At 46.0% G+C, this 17,919-nt stretch carries 13 protein-coding genes; 9 read left to right on the top strand and 4 right to left on the bottom strand.

Annotation, left to right across the window (positions count from 1 at the left end; translation table 11 throughout):
* Positions 1 to 88: 88 nt before the first annotated feature.
* The 5 genes from purL (at position 89) to ABL924_RS03825 (ending at position 6,352) form a co-directional block, all read left to right on the top strand.
* Positions 89 to 3,976, top strand: a complete 3,888-nt coding sequence (purL, locus tag ABL924_RS03845) for a phosphoribosylformylglycinamidine synthase (protein WP_349025757.1) — start codon at positions 89 to 91, stop codon at positions 3,974 to 3,976.
* Between the two features lie 46 nt (positions 3,977 to 4,022).
* Positions 4,023 to 4,445 carry a hypothetical protein gene (locus ABL924_RS03840; RefSeq protein ID WP_349025748.1) on the top strand — a complete coding sequence of 141 codons (423 nt, stop codon included), beginning with the start codon at positions 4,023 to 4,025 and terminating at the stop codon, positions 4,443 to 4,445.
* Between the two features lie 41 nt (positions 4,446 to 4,486).
* Positions 4,487 to 4,969, top strand: a complete 483-nt coding sequence (locus ABL924_RS03835; protein ID WP_349025747.1) for a low molecular weight protein-tyrosine-phosphatase — start codon at positions 4,487 to 4,489, stop codon at positions 4,967 to 4,969.
* Positions 4,970 to 5,078: 109 nt separating this feature from the next.
* Positions 5,079 to 5,555, top strand: coding sequence for a cupin domain-containing protein (locus ABL924_RS03830; RefSeq protein ID WP_349025746.1), 477 nt, complete (start codon positions 5,079 to 5,081; stop codon positions 5,553 to 5,555).
* A 77-nt stretch (positions 5,556 to 5,632) separates the two neighbouring features.
* A complete protein-coding gene (locus ABL924_RS03825; protein ID WP_349025745.1) occupies positions 5,633 to 6,352 on the top strand; it encodes a dienelactone hydrolase family protein in 720 nt (239 codons plus the stop codon).
* Between the two features lie 152 nt (positions 6,353 to 6,504).
* Here the strand turns inward: ABL924_RS03825 and ABL924_RS03820 are convergent, their stop codons facing one another.
* Positions 6,505 to 7,413: a methyltransferase domain-containing protein gene (locus ABL924_RS03820; protein WP_349025744.1), complete on the bottom strand. Its 909-nt coding sequence runs from the start codon at positions 7,411 to 7,413 to the stop codon at positions 6,505 to 6,507.
* A gap of 100 nt (positions 7,414 to 7,513) precedes the next feature.
* On the bottom strand, positions 7,514 to 9,544 hold the full coding sequence (metG, locus tag ABL924_RS03815) for a methionine--tRNA ligase (RefSeq protein ID WP_349025743.1): 2,031 nt from the start codon (positions 9,542 to 9,544) through the stop codon (positions 7,514 to 7,516).
* 356 nt (positions 9,545 to 9,900) lie between these two features.
* On the opposite strand from metG, the gene apbC reads away from it, so the two are divergent.
* The 4 genes from apbC to ABL924_RS03795 all read left to right on the top strand — a co-directional run bounded on the left by apbC (position 9,901) and on the right by ABL924_RS03795 (position 13,749).
* On the top strand, positions 9,901 to 10,992 hold the full coding sequence (gene apbC, locus ABL924_RS03810; protein WP_349025742.1) for an iron-sulfur cluster carrier protein ApbC: 1,092 nt from the start codon (positions 9,901 to 9,903) through the stop codon (positions 10,990 to 10,992).
* A 17-nt stretch (positions 10,993 to 11,009) separates the two neighbouring features.
* Positions 11,010 to 11,951 carry a hypothetical protein gene (locus ABL924_RS03805; RefSeq protein WP_349025741.1) on the top strand — a complete coding sequence of 314 codons (942 nt, stop codon included), beginning with the start codon at positions 11,010 to 11,012 and terminating at the stop codon, positions 11,949 to 11,951.
* Positions 11,952 to 12,407: 456 nt separating this feature from the next.
* Positions 12,408 to 12,974 (top strand): dCTP deaminase, encoded by a 567-nt coding sequence (gene dcd, locus ABL924_RS03800; protein ID WP_349025740.1) that lies wholly within the window; start codon positions 12,408 to 12,410, stop codon positions 12,972 to 12,974.
* Positions 12,975 to 13,149: 175 nt separating this feature from the next.
* Entirely contained in the window at positions 13,150 to 13,749 is a 600-nt protein-coding gene (locus ABL924_RS03795) for a CPBP family intramembrane glutamic endopeptidase (RefSeq protein WP_349025739.1), read from the top strand.
* A 211-nt stretch (positions 13,750 to 13,960) separates the two neighbouring features.
* Here the strand turns inward: ABL924_RS03795 and ABL924_RS03790 are convergent, their stop codons facing one another.
* Both ABL924_RS03790 and ABL924_RS03785 read right to left on the bottom strand, forming a co-directional pair.
* Positions 13,961 to 16,159, bottom strand: coding sequence for an adenylate/guanylate cyclase domain-containing protein (locus ABL924_RS03790; RefSeq protein ID WP_349025738.1), 2,199 nt, complete (start codon positions 16,157 to 16,159; stop codon positions 13,961 to 13,963).
* Between the two features lie 423 nt (positions 16,160 to 16,582).
* Positions 16,583 to 17,893 (bottom strand): TRZ/ATZ family hydrolase, encoded by a 1,311-nt coding sequence (locus tag ABL924_RS03785; RefSeq protein ID WP_349025737.1) that lies wholly within the window; start codon positions 17,891 to 17,893, stop codon positions 16,583 to 16,585.
* Positions 17,894 to 17,919 lie beyond the last annotated feature (26 nt).

Genomic DNA, 17,919 nt, shown 5'->3' with positions numbered 1-17,919 from the left:
TGCATTAGCTTGTCGTCCACACATAATCTCGAATACTCAAGCAACCTTATATATGGTGCTAACCCAACTTCTACCTGTTATTACCCACATGCTTAAACTCCCTGGTTCATCCGCCTTATCAGATTTTCGTATCAATCGGCTGGAATCACAATTACGAGCGATAGTACCCAGCGTTTCTTTAGAAACAACGCGGTTTGTTCATTTTGTCGATATTGTCGAAGATTTGAAAGAGCCTGAGTTAGCTTTATTAAATCATTTGCTGTCTTATGGTGTGCAAGAGGTTGATGGGACACAAAAGCTTGTTCACAATTTGCTTCCCCAAAAGTGGTTAGTTGTGCCACGATCTGGAACGATTTCCCCGTGGTCCAGCAAAGCCACTGAAATCGCCCAACGCTGTGGGCTGAATGCCGTCAGACGTATCGAGAGGGGCATTGAATATACGATTACAACAAATGCCGTCTTGTCTGATGATGTTAGAAAACGCTTATCGGCTTTGCTTCATGACCGCATGACCCAATCCGTCTGCTTTACCGAAATCGACCCTGATTTCTTTGCCGAACACCAACCCAAACCATTGCAATCGGTGGATGTTTTAGGGCAGGGGCGCGATGCACTGGTAACGGCCAACACGCAATTAGGAATGGCATTATCTGGGGATGAAATTGACTATCTAACTGCCAGTTTTAAAACGTTAGGCAGGAATCCAACCGATGTGGAATTGATGATGTTTGCCCAGGCAAATTCTGAACATTGCCGCCATAAAATCTTTAATGCTGATTGGACAATAGACGGTGTAGAACAAGCACAATCATTGTTCGCTATGATCCGTAATACATCGGCTAAAAGCCCGAAAGGAATTTTAACGGCATATAGTGACAACTCCTCCGTCGTTGAAGGCGCTAACACACAGGTTTTTATCCGTAATCCGATGACTGGCGAATACGGTTATACCGAAGAAGCAGCGCATTTGCTGATGAAGGTTGAAACCCACAATCACCCAACCGCCATTTCACCTTTTCCTGGTGCGGCAACGGGTTCTGGCGGTGAAATACGGGATGAAGGGGCGACGGGACGGGGTTCTGCAACCAAGGCTGGGTTAATGGGTTTTTCAGTATCGCATTTGAAAATCCCTGGCTTTGTCCAACCTTGGGAAGCCGATAATGGCAAACCTGAACGCATTGCGTCTGCCTTACAGATTATGTTGGAAGGCCCATTAGGTGGTGCAGCTTTCAATAACGAGTTTGGCCGCCCCAATCTGGCCGGTTATTTTCGCAGCTTTGAACAACCTGTAAGCAATAATGAATACAGGGGTTACCACAAACCGATCATGATTGCTGGCGGCATGGGTGCCATCCGTTCCATGCTGGTGAACAAGCAGCCTATTCCACCTGGCGCACTCATTATTATTTTGGGCGGCCCTGCCATGTTAATTGGTTTAGGCGGTGGTGCGGCTTCATCGCAAGCATCGGGATCAGGCGCAGAAGATCTCGATTTTGCTTCCGTCCAACGTGAAAATCCTGAGATGCAGCGACGCTGTCAGGAGGTTATCAACCATTGCAACGCCTTGGGTGACGATTCCCCGATTATTTCCATCCATGACCTTGGTGCAGGCGGATTATCTAATGCTGTGCCGGAAATCATTCATGATTGCGGACGTGGCGGTCAATTTGAATTACGCGATGTCCAAAATGCCGATCTGGGGATGTCACCCATGCAAATCTGGTGCAATGAAGCGCAAGAGCGGTTTGTACTCGCCATTAAGCCAGAGGCGTTAGAATTATTTACTGCGTTTTGTGAGCGTGAACATTGCCTGTATGCGGTAATAGGTAAGGCGACTGAGGAAGAACACTTACAACTTAGCGATTCATTATTGGGAAACAAGCCAGTCGATCTACCCATGTCAGTGCTGTTTGGCAAACCGCCTAAAATGCACCGTAAGGTTGAGCGTATCACATCGCCTACAGTTGCTTTGGACTTTAGTGAAGTCCAGTTAGGTGATGCAATCAAACGTGTCTTGTCTTTCCCGGCAGTCGCCGACAAAAGTTTTTTGATCCACATTGGTGACCGTTCCGTTACCGGATTGGTTGCACGGGATCAAATGGTCGGGCCTTGGCAAGTGCCGGTTGCCGATGTTGCCGTCACGGCATCAGGTTTTCACGCAATAACGGGCGAAGCGATGGCGATGGGCGAACGCACACCCATTGCCGTCATCAACGCGCCAGCATCAGGCCGGATGGCAATTGGCGAGGCGATTACCAATATTGCTGCTGCAAGTATTGAAGCATTAGGCGATATTAAATTATCTGCGAACTGGATGGCAGCAACGGGCTATCAAGGCGAGGATGCCGCTTTGTATGATACGGTCAAAGCGGTTGGGCTAGAATTATGTCCAGATCTGGGCATTGCCATTCCAGTAGGTAAAGATTCTTTGTCCATGAAAACCGTCTGGCAAGATCGGACGGACGAAAAGACTATGACTGCGCCGTTGTCGCTTATTATTACGGCATTTGCACCTGTTGCTGATATTACCAAAACACTTACCCCGCAATTACAGGATGTTGCCGATAGCGTACTGATTTTGGTTGACTTGGGGCTGGGCAAAAACCGTATGGGCGGATCGGTATTGGCGCAGGTTTATCAACAAATGGGTGATGTAAGCCCAGACCTTGATGATCCAGCATTATTGAAAGGCTTTTTCAGCACCATCCAAGCTTTAAATAATCAAAATAAACTGTTGGCTTACCATGACCGCTCCGATGGTGGCTTGTTGGCAACCGTAGCGGAAATGATTTTTGCCAGTAGGTTGGGCGTGGCATTAAATATCGACAATCTTGGTGATGACAACTTATCGGCACTGTTCAATGAAGAATTGGGCGCAGTTGTCCAAGTGCAACGTCATGATGCCGATGAAGCCATTAGGCTATTCAATCAAGCCGGCTTTTCAAGCGGTGTCCATATCATAGGTGGATTAGTCGAAGGACAACAATTGTCGATTTATCATGCCGATAAGCTCGTCTATTGTGCTAATCGGGCTGAATTGCAATCAACGTGGTCAGAAGTGAGTTACCGCATGCAAGCCTTACGCGATAATCCTGATTGCGCCCGTCAACAGTTTGAGCGGATTGCTGACGATATGGATCCAGGGTTGTGTGCGGTGTTGACCTTTGATGTCAACGACGACTTTACCGCGCCATATATCAACACTGCAAAGCCCAAAATAGCCATTTTGCGTGAACAGGGAGTTAACGGTCATGTGGAAATGGCGGCGGCGTTTGATCGAGCTGGATTCACGAGTGTGGATGTCCACATGAGCGACATTATTCACGGACGTGTTAGCTTATCTGGATTTGCTGGACTGGTTGCCTGTGGCGGCTTTTCTTACGGTGATGTATTGGGTGCAGGTGGCGGTTGGGCTAAGTCCATTCTGTTTAATTCACGCGCCAGGGATGAATTCTCAGCATTCTATGCACGTCAAGACAGTTTCGGCTTAGGGGTGTGTAACGGTTGCCAAATGATGTCCGGGTTAAAGGAGATTATTCCCGGCACAGAGCATTGGCCGCGCTTTATGCGTAATAATTCGGAACAATTTGAGGCTAGGGTTGTCATGGTTGAAGTCCAGGCATCGCCATCAATTTTATTCACAAACATGGCCGGTTCACGACTACCCGTTGTGGTTGCACACGGCGAAGGTCGCGCAGATTTTACGGGCGATCCGTCTATAGCTATAAAGGAAAGTAAAGTTGCCTTGAGTTATGTCGATAATTACGGTGCAATAACCGAGCAATTTCCGGCAAATCCCAATGGTTCACCATTCGGAATTACCGGATTGACGACAACTGACGGACGTTTTACTATCATGATGCCGCACCCAGAACGGTGTTTCAGGGCATTGCAGAATTCGTGGCATCCTCGAGACTGGCAGGAATATGGTGGCTGGATGAGGATGTTTAAAAATGCCAGGGTTTGGGTAAGTTAACAAAAAGACTTAAATTTCTGTCATTGCATTCCTAGTCGAGTAGCCAATGCATACACAAGTGTATCGAAAAATTCTATTTCACCTAAGCCTGTTCGGAGTCGCGTTCAGTATTCTGGTGGCGATGTATGATGTAATTTTTCATTTTCTATTGGAAAGTTCGCACATAATATTCGAGATAATTGAATCAGGCCTAGATAAGCTGGTTGAATATTTTTTTCATACCGATTTGCATGAAACTCAACTGATTGTTTTTTATATATTACTAGCCGTCGGCGGCATCTTAATTTATCTGGCTTGGAAAGCGTTGGCGCACCTTTTTAGCGGTGTCCGTCAAAACCTTAACAATGAATGGACGGATTTAAGAGCCGCTATAAGTAGTGATTGGCAAAGGCTGTCCATGACTGAACGAGTTGCATGGATTACTCTGTTCTTACTCGTTAATTATTTACTTTCTTTTCTGCTGTTTTAAGCTGTTTTTTCACTAAAGAGCATCACAAAATCGAAAATAATATGGAAAAAATTAAAGTGCTTTTCGTGTGCATGGGCAATATCTGCCGATCTCCTACGGCTGAAGGTGTATTTACCAAACTCATTATTGAAAAAAAGCTTACGTCACGGTTTACCATCGACTCAGCCGGAACTCACGCTTATCATGTCGGTAATCCGCCTGATGCCCGCGCCCAGCAAGCCGCCCTTAAGCGGGGCGTAGAATTACAGCAATTACGCGCCAGAAAAGTTCATAGCAGCGACTTTGAGTACTTCGATTATGTGCTGGCGATGGATGACGAGAATTACTCGATACTTATTCATGAATGTCCAAATGAATACAAAGATAAGGTTAAATACTTTCTCGACTATGCGCCACATTTAGGCGTACGCGAAGTCCCTGACCCTTATTACGGTGAGAAACTCGGTTTTGAACAGGTTTTGGATATGGTTGAAGATGCCTCATTAGGGTTTTTAGAAACCCTACAAAAAGCGGGTTTTAAATGATTTCTGCGTGTTGGTGAGATGTCAGGCACATGCTATTCTAGCAATTCATCTTAATAAATTAAGTTGCTTGGACATCAGCCTAGGTAACGCTAAAAAGAGGAGATACACTATGTTTATGAAAAGCTTTATAAGCTGTGCTACATTGACTGCGTTGCTGTTTTTGCTGGGTATCACTGACTCGTTCGCTGATATACAAGCATCCGCACAAGAGCCAGCACTGGTTCGTACGGTACAAGATACGCAACTTAAGTGGAACCCCTGTCCCGCATTTATGCCCAAAGGCTGCGTGATTGCCTTGTTGCACGGCGATCTTGCAAAAGATAACGCTGACGTATTCTTCAAAATGCCAGCCCATTCCACTATTCCTACCCATAGTCACACGTCGGCGGAGCGCATCTTGGTGGTTGCGGGAGAGCTTCATGTAACCTATGAAGGCCAACAGACAGCTGTGATAAAGCCAGGGACTTATGCGTACGGACCAGCAAAACGATCTCATAACGTTTTTTGCGCCAGTGCTGAAGCGTGTGTGCTGTTCATCGCTTTTGAAACGCCGGTTGATGCTGTACCGACCAAAGGCGCACAATAATTCCAGTTAATGCCTACTATTAATGCGGGTTGCCGTATTCATACTATGGTTAAGTATTAGATATTAAAGATATAATTATGGCAATCATCGAAAATACTGTTGTGTACATGGATGGAGAAGTTGTCTTAGAAGCATTTTTTGCTTTTGATGATGCTTTTACAGACCGAAGACCTGCTGTTTTGATTAACCACACTTGGGCCGGTCGGGATAATTTTGTCTCAGATAAGGCAAGGAAATTGGCGGAATTAGGTTATGTCGGATTTGCGCTTGATATGTATGGTAAAGGCGTGTTGGGAACCAGTGCCGAAGAAAATGCAAATTTGATGCAGCCTTTTATGGAAAACCGGGCTAAATTGCAACAACGTATGAAAGTCGCCCTTAATACGGTTAAGTTGCTGCCTTGGGTGGATGACAGTAAAATCGCTGCGATTGGTTTTTGTTTTGGGGGTTTATGCGTTCTTGATTTAGCACGGACTGGCGTCGATATTAAAGGTGCGGTGAGTTTTCATGGCTTGCTTGGCACACCGGATAATACTAAAGGCAACAAAATCAGGGCAAAAATCCTTGCCTTACATGGCCGTGACGATCCAATGGGGTTGCCTGAACAAGTGTTGGCTTTCCAGGAGGAAATGACATTAGCCGGAGCTGATTGGCAGTTTGTTTCTTATGGCAACACAGCGCACGCTTTCACTAATCCTATTGCTAATGATGCCAATTCAGGCATGGTTTATCAGGCCGATGCCGATAGACGATCATGGCAGGCCATGCAAAATTTCTTGGCTGAAATCTTTGGATAAGTTGTCAATATACACTTTTTATATAGTCTAGCTTCGGTATCATCATTAGTTATATTTATTGAATACAGAAGCTGCACTTGTGAGTTGTGGGTCGTTTCTCACCCTAATCACACCAATTTGACTGGTGGGAGACCAAATCCTGTAACAATTACTTATTTTTGTGCCGTAAAAATACAGTAAGCCGTCAAATTCTTGGTGAATAGGTAATGTTGAGCGACACCCACCCAATAGTTAGCCGTTTGCCCTTCCGTGCGGAGGCCTAACCACTCGCTGGCTTTTTGAATCGGCCGTAAGCGTTTCGCCACTTGCAGCATGTAATTTATGGAATCCATGGTTTCCGGCATAAGATTGCGCATCGATACATCATGAAAGCCGTTCTGTTCTAACATGCCGCTGAATTCATCCTTAATACACAGGTTGGGGACTGCCCAGCCGTTCAGGCAGGTGATGATTTCTTTCCATTCTGCTGCATTGAATTCGCGCCGGGTAAAAAAACCGTCACAAACTACAACACGTCCACCTGGGCGTAACACCCGCCAAGCTTCCTTCAAGAAGTCGCCCTTATTGACAGCATAACAGGAGCTTTCCAACGCCCACACCACATCGTATGATTCATCCTCGAACGGCATTTGGCAAAAATCCGCGACTTCAAAATCGACCAATGCGCCAACACCCTGCCGTTTGGCATGTTTGCCGCCATATATTGCCTGTTGTTGGCTTACGGTCAGGCCAGTGGCTCGATTACCATAGTTTTTCGCCATCCAAATACTGCTACCACCGACACCACAACCCGCATCCAGCACCCGTTCACTGGCTTTGATCTTCGCGGCCTCATAAAGCACCTGGTTTTTGTTTAGCAGGGCTTCATGGTGTTGATATGGCGTGTCTTTATCCCAATAACCATAATGAAATGCCAAATTGTCCCGATTACACCAAGTAAGCAGATAGTCCCAATAACATTGGTCATAATAATGGGCGGTATCTTTGCGTAATGCTTCACCGGTTTTTTCAACTTCAGGAGAGAGTGCTCGATTGTCTCGATTGGATATCAGGGTGTACATGAATAAAGTAATTTGGTTGCAAAATGGTTGTAATAGCCGAACATTATATCAGCCAAACGGCTTGGATTCATGCAAGCCGAACATCGTAGCCATAAGAAGCTTATTTAACCCTCATCCCCGCAACTGCGCCCTCATCAGGGCTTAGCACAAAAATATCCTTTCCACCTAGACCTGCCGCCAGCACCATGCCCTCTGATAGGCCAAACTTCATTTTTCGTGGCGCGAGGTTGGCTAACACTACGGTTAACCGACCTTCCAAATCTTCTGGTTTGTATGCGGATTTAATTCCAGCAAACACGGTACGGGTTTCATCGCCTATATCGACGGTCAATTTCAATAATTTTTCAGCGTCTGGCACTGCTTCCGCCTTGATGATTTTGGCGATGCGTAAATCCAGCTTCGCAAAATTGTCAATTTGGATTGTCGCTGCTATAGGTTCGAATTGCTTAGTCTTAGGTTCGGCCTTAGAATTATCGCTGGTTTTTTCCAGATTTTCTTTGGATGCATCGATAATTGCCGCGATTTTATCAGCTTCAACCCGTGTCATCAGTGGTTTAAATTCATTGATTGTATTGCCTTTTAATGGTCGCATTCCGGCAACCCAGTGTTGGCTTTCAATTGCCAAAAACTGTTCGGCTTCCTTAACTAAGGTAGGTAGCACGGGTTTGAGATAAGCAGTAAGAACGCGGAACAGGTTGAGTCCCATCGAACATACATCCTGTAATTCCTGATCTTTACCTTCTTCTTTGGCGAGCAACCAGGGCTTTTTATCGTCGATATAAGCGTTGGCTTTGTCTGCTAAGGCCATAATCTCGCGCATAGCTTTGGCAAATTCACGGGTTTCGTACAAGTCGGCAATGGTTTCGTTCGCATTGACAAAGTCGGCAAATAATTCCGGTTCTGAACAGTTTTCAGATAAGCGGTTATCAAAGCGTTTGCTGATAAAGCTGCTGCAACGGCTGGCAATGTTAACGACTTTGCCAACTAGGTCGGAGTTCACCCGCTGGCTAAAATCATCGAAATTAAGGTCTATGTCGTCCACCCCAGCACCGAGTTTAGCGGCAAAATAATAGCGCAGATATTCAGGATTTAGATGATCCAGGTAAGTTCTTGCCTTGATAAACGTGCCACGGGATTTGGACATTTTTTCGCTATTTACGGTCAAAAAGCCGTGGGCAAAAATCGCACTGGGAGTCCTGAACTGCGCTCCACTTAACATGGCAGGCCAGAACAAGGCATGAAAGTAGATAATGTCTTTGCCGATAAAATGGTACAGCTCGGCATCGCTGTCTTTGCGCCAAAACTCGTCAAAATCCAACCCTTGCTTATCGCAGAGATTTTTGAAACTCGCCATATATCCAATCGGCGCATCCAGCCAGACATAAAAATACTTGCCGGGCGCATCGGGTATTTCAAAACCGAAATACGGCGCATCGCGGCTTATATCCCATTGTTTCAATCCGCCGTCCAGCCATTCTGCCAGTTTATTGCTTATTTCGGGCTGCAAATGACCGGCAGTCGTCCAGTCCCGTAACATATCGTTGAAGTTTTCCAGATTGAAAAAATAATGCACGGAATCTTTTGGAACAGGTTTTGCGCCTGAAATAGCCGACACAGCATTCTTTAGGTCGGTAGGGGAATACGTCGAACCACAGACTTCACAACCGTCTCCATATTGATCAACAGCACCGCACTTAGGGCAATCGCCCTTGATAAAGCGGTCGGACAAGAACATCTTCTTGACCGGATCGTAACCCTGGGTAATGCTGCGCGAGTTAATATGTCCGGCATCGCGCAAGCGTTCATAGATTAACGAGGATAGCGTTTTGTTTTCTTCCGAATGGGTGCTGTGGTAATTGTCGAAAGCCACGCCGAATTCATCGAAATCCGCCTGATGTTCCTTGCTCACTTGGGTAATCAGCTGTTCTGGGGTGATACCCTCCATATCTGCCCTCAGCATGATGGGCGTGCCGTGGGTATCATCCGCACACACGTAATAACACAGGTTGCCGCGTTGCTTCTGGAATCGCACCCAAATATCGGTTTGTATGTATTCGACTAAATGGCCGATATGGATTGGGCCGTTAGCATAAGGTAAGGCACTGGTGACGAGGATTTTTCTTGTGGACATGATTGTGGGTAAGTAAACAGTCAAAAACAATAGCCCATTATGGCATAAATGGTGGCTTCTTGGGATATTGGGAAGCTGTAGGGCATGGTGGGTTGATTTGCTGTAAAATGTTATGTACTTGGTACATTTTTATAAAATGACCAACTTTTACGCGGCAGTAGACTAACCCAGCAATAAACTAAAATGCTGTTGAAGTAGAACGGGCTAGTCCCTTCTCCCTTGAGGGAGAAGGTTAGGATGAGGGGAATTAAAATGAATTGTTCTTTTATTTCCCCCTCACCCCAGCACTCTCCCCCAGGGAGAGGTGGTCACCATAATTTAACAACGCTTGTGCATAACCCCAGGACGCCATCCCAATGACCGAAATAGTTAAAACCGACGTAGAAAACATCCTCAAAACCATAATCGACCCCAATCACGGTCTCGACCTTGTTTCCGCAAAATCGGTTAAATCCATTGACATTGAAAACAATGTCGTTTCTGTCAAAATAGAACTCGGTTATCCGGCCTTAAGCTATCACGAGGAATTGAAATCAGTTGTCAAACAGCAACTTAAAACCCTTAATGGTATTGGCTCTATTACCATTGAAGTCTCAACCAAAATCATCTCCCACGCCGTACAGCAAGCCTTAAAACCCCAACCTAACATTAAAAACATCATCGCCGTGGCTTCAGGTAAGGGCGGGGTTGGCAAGTCCACCACCGCCGTCAATCTGGCATTGGCATTGGCGGCGGAAGGTGCGAATGTCGGCATCCTCGATGCGGATATTTATGGCCCCAGCATCCCCACCATGCTCGGCTTGTCCGGTTATCCCGAAAGCAAGGACAACAAAACCATGATGCCCAAGATTGCCTATAACATCCAAACCATGTCAATCGGTTATCTGGTTGATGCAGGCCAGGCCATGATCTGGCGCGGCCCGATGGTCACCAACGCCTTACAGCAATTGCTCAGGGACACCAATTGGGACAATGTCGATTACTTGATCGTAGACTTACCTCCAGGAACCGGCGATATCCAATTGACCTTATCGCAGCAGATTCCCGTCAGTGGCGCGATTATCGTCACCACGCCGCAAGACATCGCCCTGATCGATGCCCAACGCGGCCTGGGCATGTTCCAAAAAGTGAATGTGCCCGTACTGGGCATTGTCGAAAACATGAGTATGCACATTTGCAGCAACTGCGGCCATAGCGAACCCATCTTTGGCACCGGCGGCGGCGTTGTGATGGCGGAAACCAACCATGTCGATTTTCTGGGCGCGTTGCCACTGGATATCAACATCCGTATACAAGCCGATTCCGGTCAACCGACGGTCGCCGCTGATCCAGACAGCCAAGCAGCGCAGATGTACAAAGCCATTGCCCGTAAAGCGACGGCGAAATTGGCGTTGAAGGCGAAGGATTTTAGTACGCGGTTTCCGAATATTGTTATACAAAATACCTAACTTAAGGCGAGGTTGGAGTGTTTAAAACAGACTTTGTGTGGCTGAGCTTTAAAAATTTTAAAGACATAAAATTTAGAGGTCGAGAGCGACCCTCAAATTACCCACTGATTACAATTTTACTGTTTTTGTCGTTTTGTTCAGTCTCAAATGCAAATAAACTGAGTTATGATCGAAATATTGCTCAATGGCAAGAGGTTGCTATTCCACCGTGGTCGGACAAAGGTTCACGAATGGTTTGGGATTATGCTGCAAATTATTCCGAACTTTCATGGAGTGTCTTCAAAAAAGATGGACAAGTGCTAGCGCAACTCAATGAAGAGATCGTCGGAAACCAATCTGCCCATCCCAATTTTACTCCTCTAACAAAAGAGTTTAGTGGTGCATCAACTTTTTTCCCAGTCAATAATGGTTGGCTTATTGGTTTCAATCACGGTGAGTTCGGTGCAGCTCTTTATTGGTTCAGCCGCAATGGTAGGCAACATTACAAAATTTCTAACCACCAAATTGTCAACTTTTTTATTACAAAAGAAGGGATTCAGGCTATCGAAGGCTTGGCTCATATGGGCATGTCTACGGGTTCAGTTATTCGTATCACCAGACCTAAAAAAAACTCCCGTTGGCATGCCTCCACCATTACTCAACTTCCTTTTGCTCCATTAGCCATTTCGTTAAAAAACGATGGCGTAAAATTAATAACACTTTCTGATTGTTTAGTTTCTCTTGATACCGAAAATAAAGTTCAGACACTTCTATATTTTGCCCCTTGGGACAGCTTCTATCCTAACTCTTCTGTTCTTTCTCAGGACGAGCAAAAGTTATTTATCGGGATGCGACAATTTGTCGGCGAATTTGATCTAAACACTAAAAAACTTCGTTTGCTCGTCCCTTCTAAAGAATTTCTTAACAAACTTCCTAAAGACGATGAGGATCGTATTCGCAAAACTTATGGAAGCGAATAATTAACCCGTTAATTCGGATAAATATTTTGTGAACGACTATATTTACCATCGCAACATCTTTTATTTTAAGACCGTAAGACGCATAAATGTAACCCGTAAGGCGCATAAATGTAGAGCTGTAGGGCGGATTAGCCGCGCATCTTAGAGGGATTTTGATTTGCCACTTTAGTTTGGGCGCGGCGTAATCCGCCGAATGTGTGGTGTACCCTTGCCATTCGGCGGATTACGGCGCACGGAAACTTCTTGCATATCTGAATATTAAGCTATTTGTGCGCCTAATCCGCCCTACGACTACGACCTTAAATAGCTCGTAGGTTGGGCTGAATGCAATGATGCCCAACATAACGAAGCCTATCTATATTGTTGGGGTTCGCACACTCACCCCAACCAACATAAAAATTCGTTATACAATATATCCTACGTAAAAATTATTCCTAAAACAACAAGCTACCACTCATGAGCATCAAATCAGACAAATGGATACGCCGGATGGCGCAACAACACGGCATGATCGAACCCTTTGAATCCGGCCAAGTCCGAGATTCCGAACAAGGACGGGTAATCTCCTACGGCACGTCAAGCTACGGTTATGATGTACGCTGCTCGGACGAATTCAAGATTTTCACCAACATCAATTCTGCGGTGGTCGATCCCAAAAATTTCGACCCGAACAGCTTTGTGGATATCAAAGCCGATGTGTGCATCATCCCGCCCAACTCCTTTGCATTAGCGCGGACGGTGGAGTTTTTCCGCATTCCCCGCGATGTGTTAACGATATGCCTGGGTAAATCGACCTATGCCCGCTGCGGGATTATCGTTAATGTCACGCCGCTGGAACCGGAATGGGAAGGCCACGTCACCCTGGAGTTTTCCAACACCACCACGCTGCCAGCAAAAATCTATGCGAATGAAGGCGTGGCTCAAATGCTGTTTTTTGGCAGTGATGAAGTTTGCGAAACGTCTTACAAAGACCGAGGAGGCAAATATCAGGGGCAGACGGGCGTGACTTTGCCGAAAGCCTAAACCTAATAATCTCCTCTCCTGCTGGCGAGGGTTGGGTGAGGAGAATATGATCAACTTTATATTCCCCCTCAACCAACCTTAACGGCGCAGGTTCCATACCTCCTGCCGCACTTCCACCATCTCTGGTGGTCGTCCCTCAAGGGATAAGGGGCTTTTTGAATTTTTTGAGATTTCCATGAATAACTCCCCGTTCAACCCCGAGCGATTTTTCAAAAGCGCATGCCTATTTGAAGCCGCGCTAATCCTGGTTGCGATAGTGTTGGGTTGGATGAGTGGTATCAACCCGTTTGCTGATTTACATTACTCGGAAAGTGCCATCCTATATGGAATATTGGGTACGATACCTCTGTTTTTGCTGTTTTTATTGCTGGAACAATTCACCTCAGAATCCGTCATCACCATCCGGCGTTTCCTTATGGAAACCTTGGGGCCAGCATTACATCGCCATCATTGGGCAGATTTATTCGTGTTGGCGGCAATCGCCGGTATCTCCGAGGAAGTTTTATTTCGCGGTGTAATCCAGCCTTGGATGGAATCATCTTGGGGAACAATCGCTGGGTTGATTGGCAGCAATATCCTTTTTGGTATGGTACATGCCATCACACCACTCTATTTCGTAATGGCGACGGTGGTCGGTATTTATTTAGGGCTTGCCTTGGATATTGGTGGGGATAGAAACCTATTAACGCCAGTCATCATCCATTCACTGTATGACTTCTTGGCGTTTCTGGCACTTATGAGGAGTTACAGGGCAAATTTAGTGAAGTCACAATAATTCTCAAAGCGATAACAAAGCCAGCAAAGTTCCGTAAATCAATTGCCATTGCGAGGATGGCTTCAGCTAAAAAGAACTGACCCCTCTCCCCGTGGGAGAGAGTGAGGGGTTCCAATAAGGCTTTTTGCTTTTTAGATCCCCTCATCCCAACCTTCTCCCGAAGGGAGAAGGGGCTACCTAGCGTTTGGCTGAAGCATCTTACTAATCAGGCTTACTTTTGACCAAACGCAACAATACCGTCCCATTCCAGAGGTTCATTTTTTTTATAAGCGACTGCCAAATCCAAATAGAACCGAGTTGGGCCATCGTAGCCATGACTATCTAATGACATTTGAAAGTCAGCTGCTGCGTCCTCCCATCGGCCTTCCTGAAATGCACTTAAGCCACGGGCGAACTGCTTGTATATAGCGTGTTTGGATACGCTGGCATCGGCCTCCATGCCGACAATTTCGATAAGTTCTAATGGTTCATCCCGTCCGACCAAGCGAAAGATACCTACTGGTCGATAAATGACATTGCCCAGGCTAGCTGCAATTGTTGCTGTCGCTAAAATCTGCGTGTCCAGAAATTTGTTAACACCCTGAATGCGTGAAGCGGTATTTACAGTATCACCAATGGCGCGGTAATGACTGCCTTCACCGGCATCTAAGCTGCCCAGCGTCATATCGCCTTCGTGTAAACCGATGCGTGTGGGGAGGCGGCCTATATTAGATTTTTCATTAAATCGCTCAACTGCCAGTTCCATTTCTAGCGCGGCTAAACACGCTGCAAGTCTTTGACTTGAAACAGGTAAATTAATCCACACCGCCATCATAGCATCACCCGTTACATCCGCGATGATGCCATTATGAGAACTCACCGGATAACCCAATACCTGATAATACGCGTTTAATAATTCCCACATCTCATGTGGAGTATGTTGCGCTGCAACAGTCGTATAACCTTCAATGTCTGTGGCAAGACACAAACCAAAGACATCCCGCTCTGAAGTTAATTGTGCCACGCCTTTTTCTGGATACCATTGCCCCGGCGATGATGGTAAGGGCATCCATTGTGGAAATACGCGGCGGACAAAAGCAAGAATCCGTTTTCTTTCATTTAACAGATCTCGGCGTGACCACAATAAGGAAATAAACCACGACACAGGTAATTGAATCAATAACGGCACGGCTATTGGCAAGCACAAGCCGCTACGATTGAAGCTCCACACAGCCAAGCCAACATAAACGCCGCTGACCATTAAAGTTGCCGCTATACCTGATAGACCAGCAAACTGAGCCAATAATAAACCAATCAGTAAGCCGAACATTACAAGCAATAGGCTTGGAGGGAATGGCGATTCGATAAAACGACCTTCCAATAAATTGGCAAATTGCGTAGCCATTATTTCTACACCCGCCATTTTGCCACTATGCGTGTCGGTGAAAGGCGTCTGGAAATAGTCTGTTTTGCCTGGTGAAAATTTGCGGTTAGCCTTTCCAACAAAAACCACCTTGCCTTTTAAATCGACCACCTTTCCTTCATAAACATTACTATAAGATTCCATTCTCAAGGTCTGTGGCGGACCATAAAAATCAAGATATCGGCTGTCACCTAAGCATGTCAACTGTCCAATACGATTTTCCAAACCAGATTTTGCTGGTGAATTTTTGGTTTCATATAAGTCAGAAGCGCATTGTCTACGCTGTTCTGTTAACCAAGAAGAAAAAAGCACATTGGGCTGGGTAATACCTTGTAAAGCATTAGAGCGCTGCAAATAGTACAGCCACGTCACCACTGATAAGGTAGGCACTTCTGCCAGCGAATTAAGAAAAGTCCAGCCTTCCCGAACGGTAGGGTTTTCAGCATCGTTAGTCAGATAAAATGGGGCATGATCCAATGCAGACTGAGCCAGCGGCGATTTAATTAAGCGAAAAACAATAAGCTGATCGGAAAGTGGCTGTTTTTGTATGCCTTCCTTCTGGACGAAAGGTTCCTGATTGCTTTCTGAACATTCATCCCGGCCATAAAAATCTTCAACCCCGCGCAGTAATTTCTGTACACAGTCGGTCACTAGCACATTGCCTGCTGCCTGCATTGCAGCAGCAAAGGCTGGATCGTTATCGGGATGCGGTGCGATAAATTGAAGGTCAAAAATTACCAACGCCGCACCCTGGCGATGCAACTCCTGAATCAGCTTGGCATGAAAGCTGCGCCAGCGGGTTAAATCCTGCCCCATGCATAAACGGGTTTCTGAGGTTTCATCCATAGCCACGACCACGACTTCGGGAGGAGGGGGGCGTACTCCGCGCAATTGAAACAAGGTATCCAAACCCAAGGTCGATTCCAGGTTGGTCAGGTAATCAATACCGCTGCCTAGCAGGAATGTGATAAAGGCGATGGTGATTGCGCGATGGAAATGACGTTTCATGGTTAGAATTCTATCTGTTCAATTCATGATTAATTTAGGAGGAGTCCAAAAAATAGCGTAATTGTTTTAGAGCAAGCAAAACATATTTTCCAGGTCTTTACTTTGGATTCAGTTGTTCAATGCTTAAAAAGAAACTCAAACACAATCATTCGCCCTTTTTATCAACTATCCCACCAATATCAGCACATGGCGATTGTGGGACTCATTAGAGGACTAACTAAGCTGGGTCATACAATCGTCTTGTCAATGCTCGCGTTGTGTCAAAAGCTTTGCTTTATGGGATCTCTAAAATCCCCGACACCCTTGCTACGCTCCCTCGTAGGGCTAGAGGTATCTATACAAGCATCGTGCATTGTCCTACTAGCTATATCCATGTAGGCATCCCGACGGGTGAAGGAGTTTTTTGAAGTATTAGAGATTCCCTTACCTTGATAGTCGATGTTGCCACTCGGCGACGTTTGTTTTCAGCGCGGCTAAATTAACTGTGGTTAATTGCCGTTGTTTTAGTAGTTGTTTTCCGGCGACCCAAACATCGGTGACTTGCTGTCTGCTGGCGGCATAGACGATTTGTGAAACGGGATCATATAATGGTTGTGTTTCCAGATGATCGAGGTTTATGGCAATGACATCGGCAGATTTTCCGATAGTTAGAGAGCCGATTTCGTGATCTAGTCCAAGAGCTTTAGCACCGTTGATGGTTGCCATCCTCAAAGCCGTCATGGCGGGAACTGCACTGGCATCTTGGGCGACGGCTTTAGCAAGCAATGCGGCAGACCGCATTTCGCCCATCATATCCAAGTCATTGTTGCTGGCTGCACCATCAGTACCGAGCGCGACGTTAATGCCAGCGGCTAGGCATTGTGCGACAGGGCAAAAGCCGCTGGCGAGCTTTAGGTTAGATTCTGGGCAATGCACGATATGGGCACCGGATTCAGCAAATAAGCCAATTTCTTCAGCAGTCAATTGTGTCATGTGAACAGCTATAAATGACGGATTAATTAAACCAAGGTTATGCAGTCTTTGTAGTGGCCGCTGCCCTGTTTTAGCGAGTGCCTCATCCACTTCATGTAAAGTCTCATGGACGTGCATATTGATAGGTATTTCAAGCTCGTCTGCCAATGTCCTAATTTTTTGCAAGGGATCATCCGAGACGGTGTAAGGCGCATGAGGTGCAAAAGAGGTTGTGATAAGCGGTTGGTGACGAAATTGATCGTGAATATCGAGACCTTTTGCGATATAAGATGCGCTGTTTTCCGCCCAAACGGTTGGAAAATCAATAACAATCAATCCAATACTGGCACGAATGCCATGTTGTATGGCTTGTTGGGCTGTTACATCGGGAAAAAAGTACATATCGTTGAAACAAGTCGTCCCACCCAATATCATTTCGGCAATCGCCAAATCAGTGCCATCCCTTACAAAAGCTTCGCTCATCCATTTTTGTTCCAAAGGCCAGATATGGTTTTGCAGCCAGTCCATCAATGGCAGGTCATCGGCAATGCCACGCATCAAAGTCATTGCCGCATGGGTATGGCAATTGATGAAGCCGGGGAGCAGGGCGTGGGTGGCTAGGTTTTCAGTCGTTGTACCTTGGTACATCAACTTGGCGACATCCGTGGGTTGTAAGTCAATAATCCGGCCTTTATCAATGACTAGAGTATGGTTTTCATAGGTTACGGATTCCGGTTCAACGGGTATAATCCAGCGGGCGTGGATAAGGGTATCGACGATCATGTTAGTTTCCAGATTTAGTTAGCCGA

The sequence above is a fragment of the Methyloglobulus sp. genome, from assembly GCF_040079455.1.
Lineage (GTDB): Bacteria > Pseudomonadota > Gammaproteobacteria > Methylococcales > Methylomonadaceae > Methyloglobulus.
The sequence above is the reverse complement of the archived record's forward strand: the minus strand, read 5'-3'. Positions and strand labels throughout refer to the sequence as shown.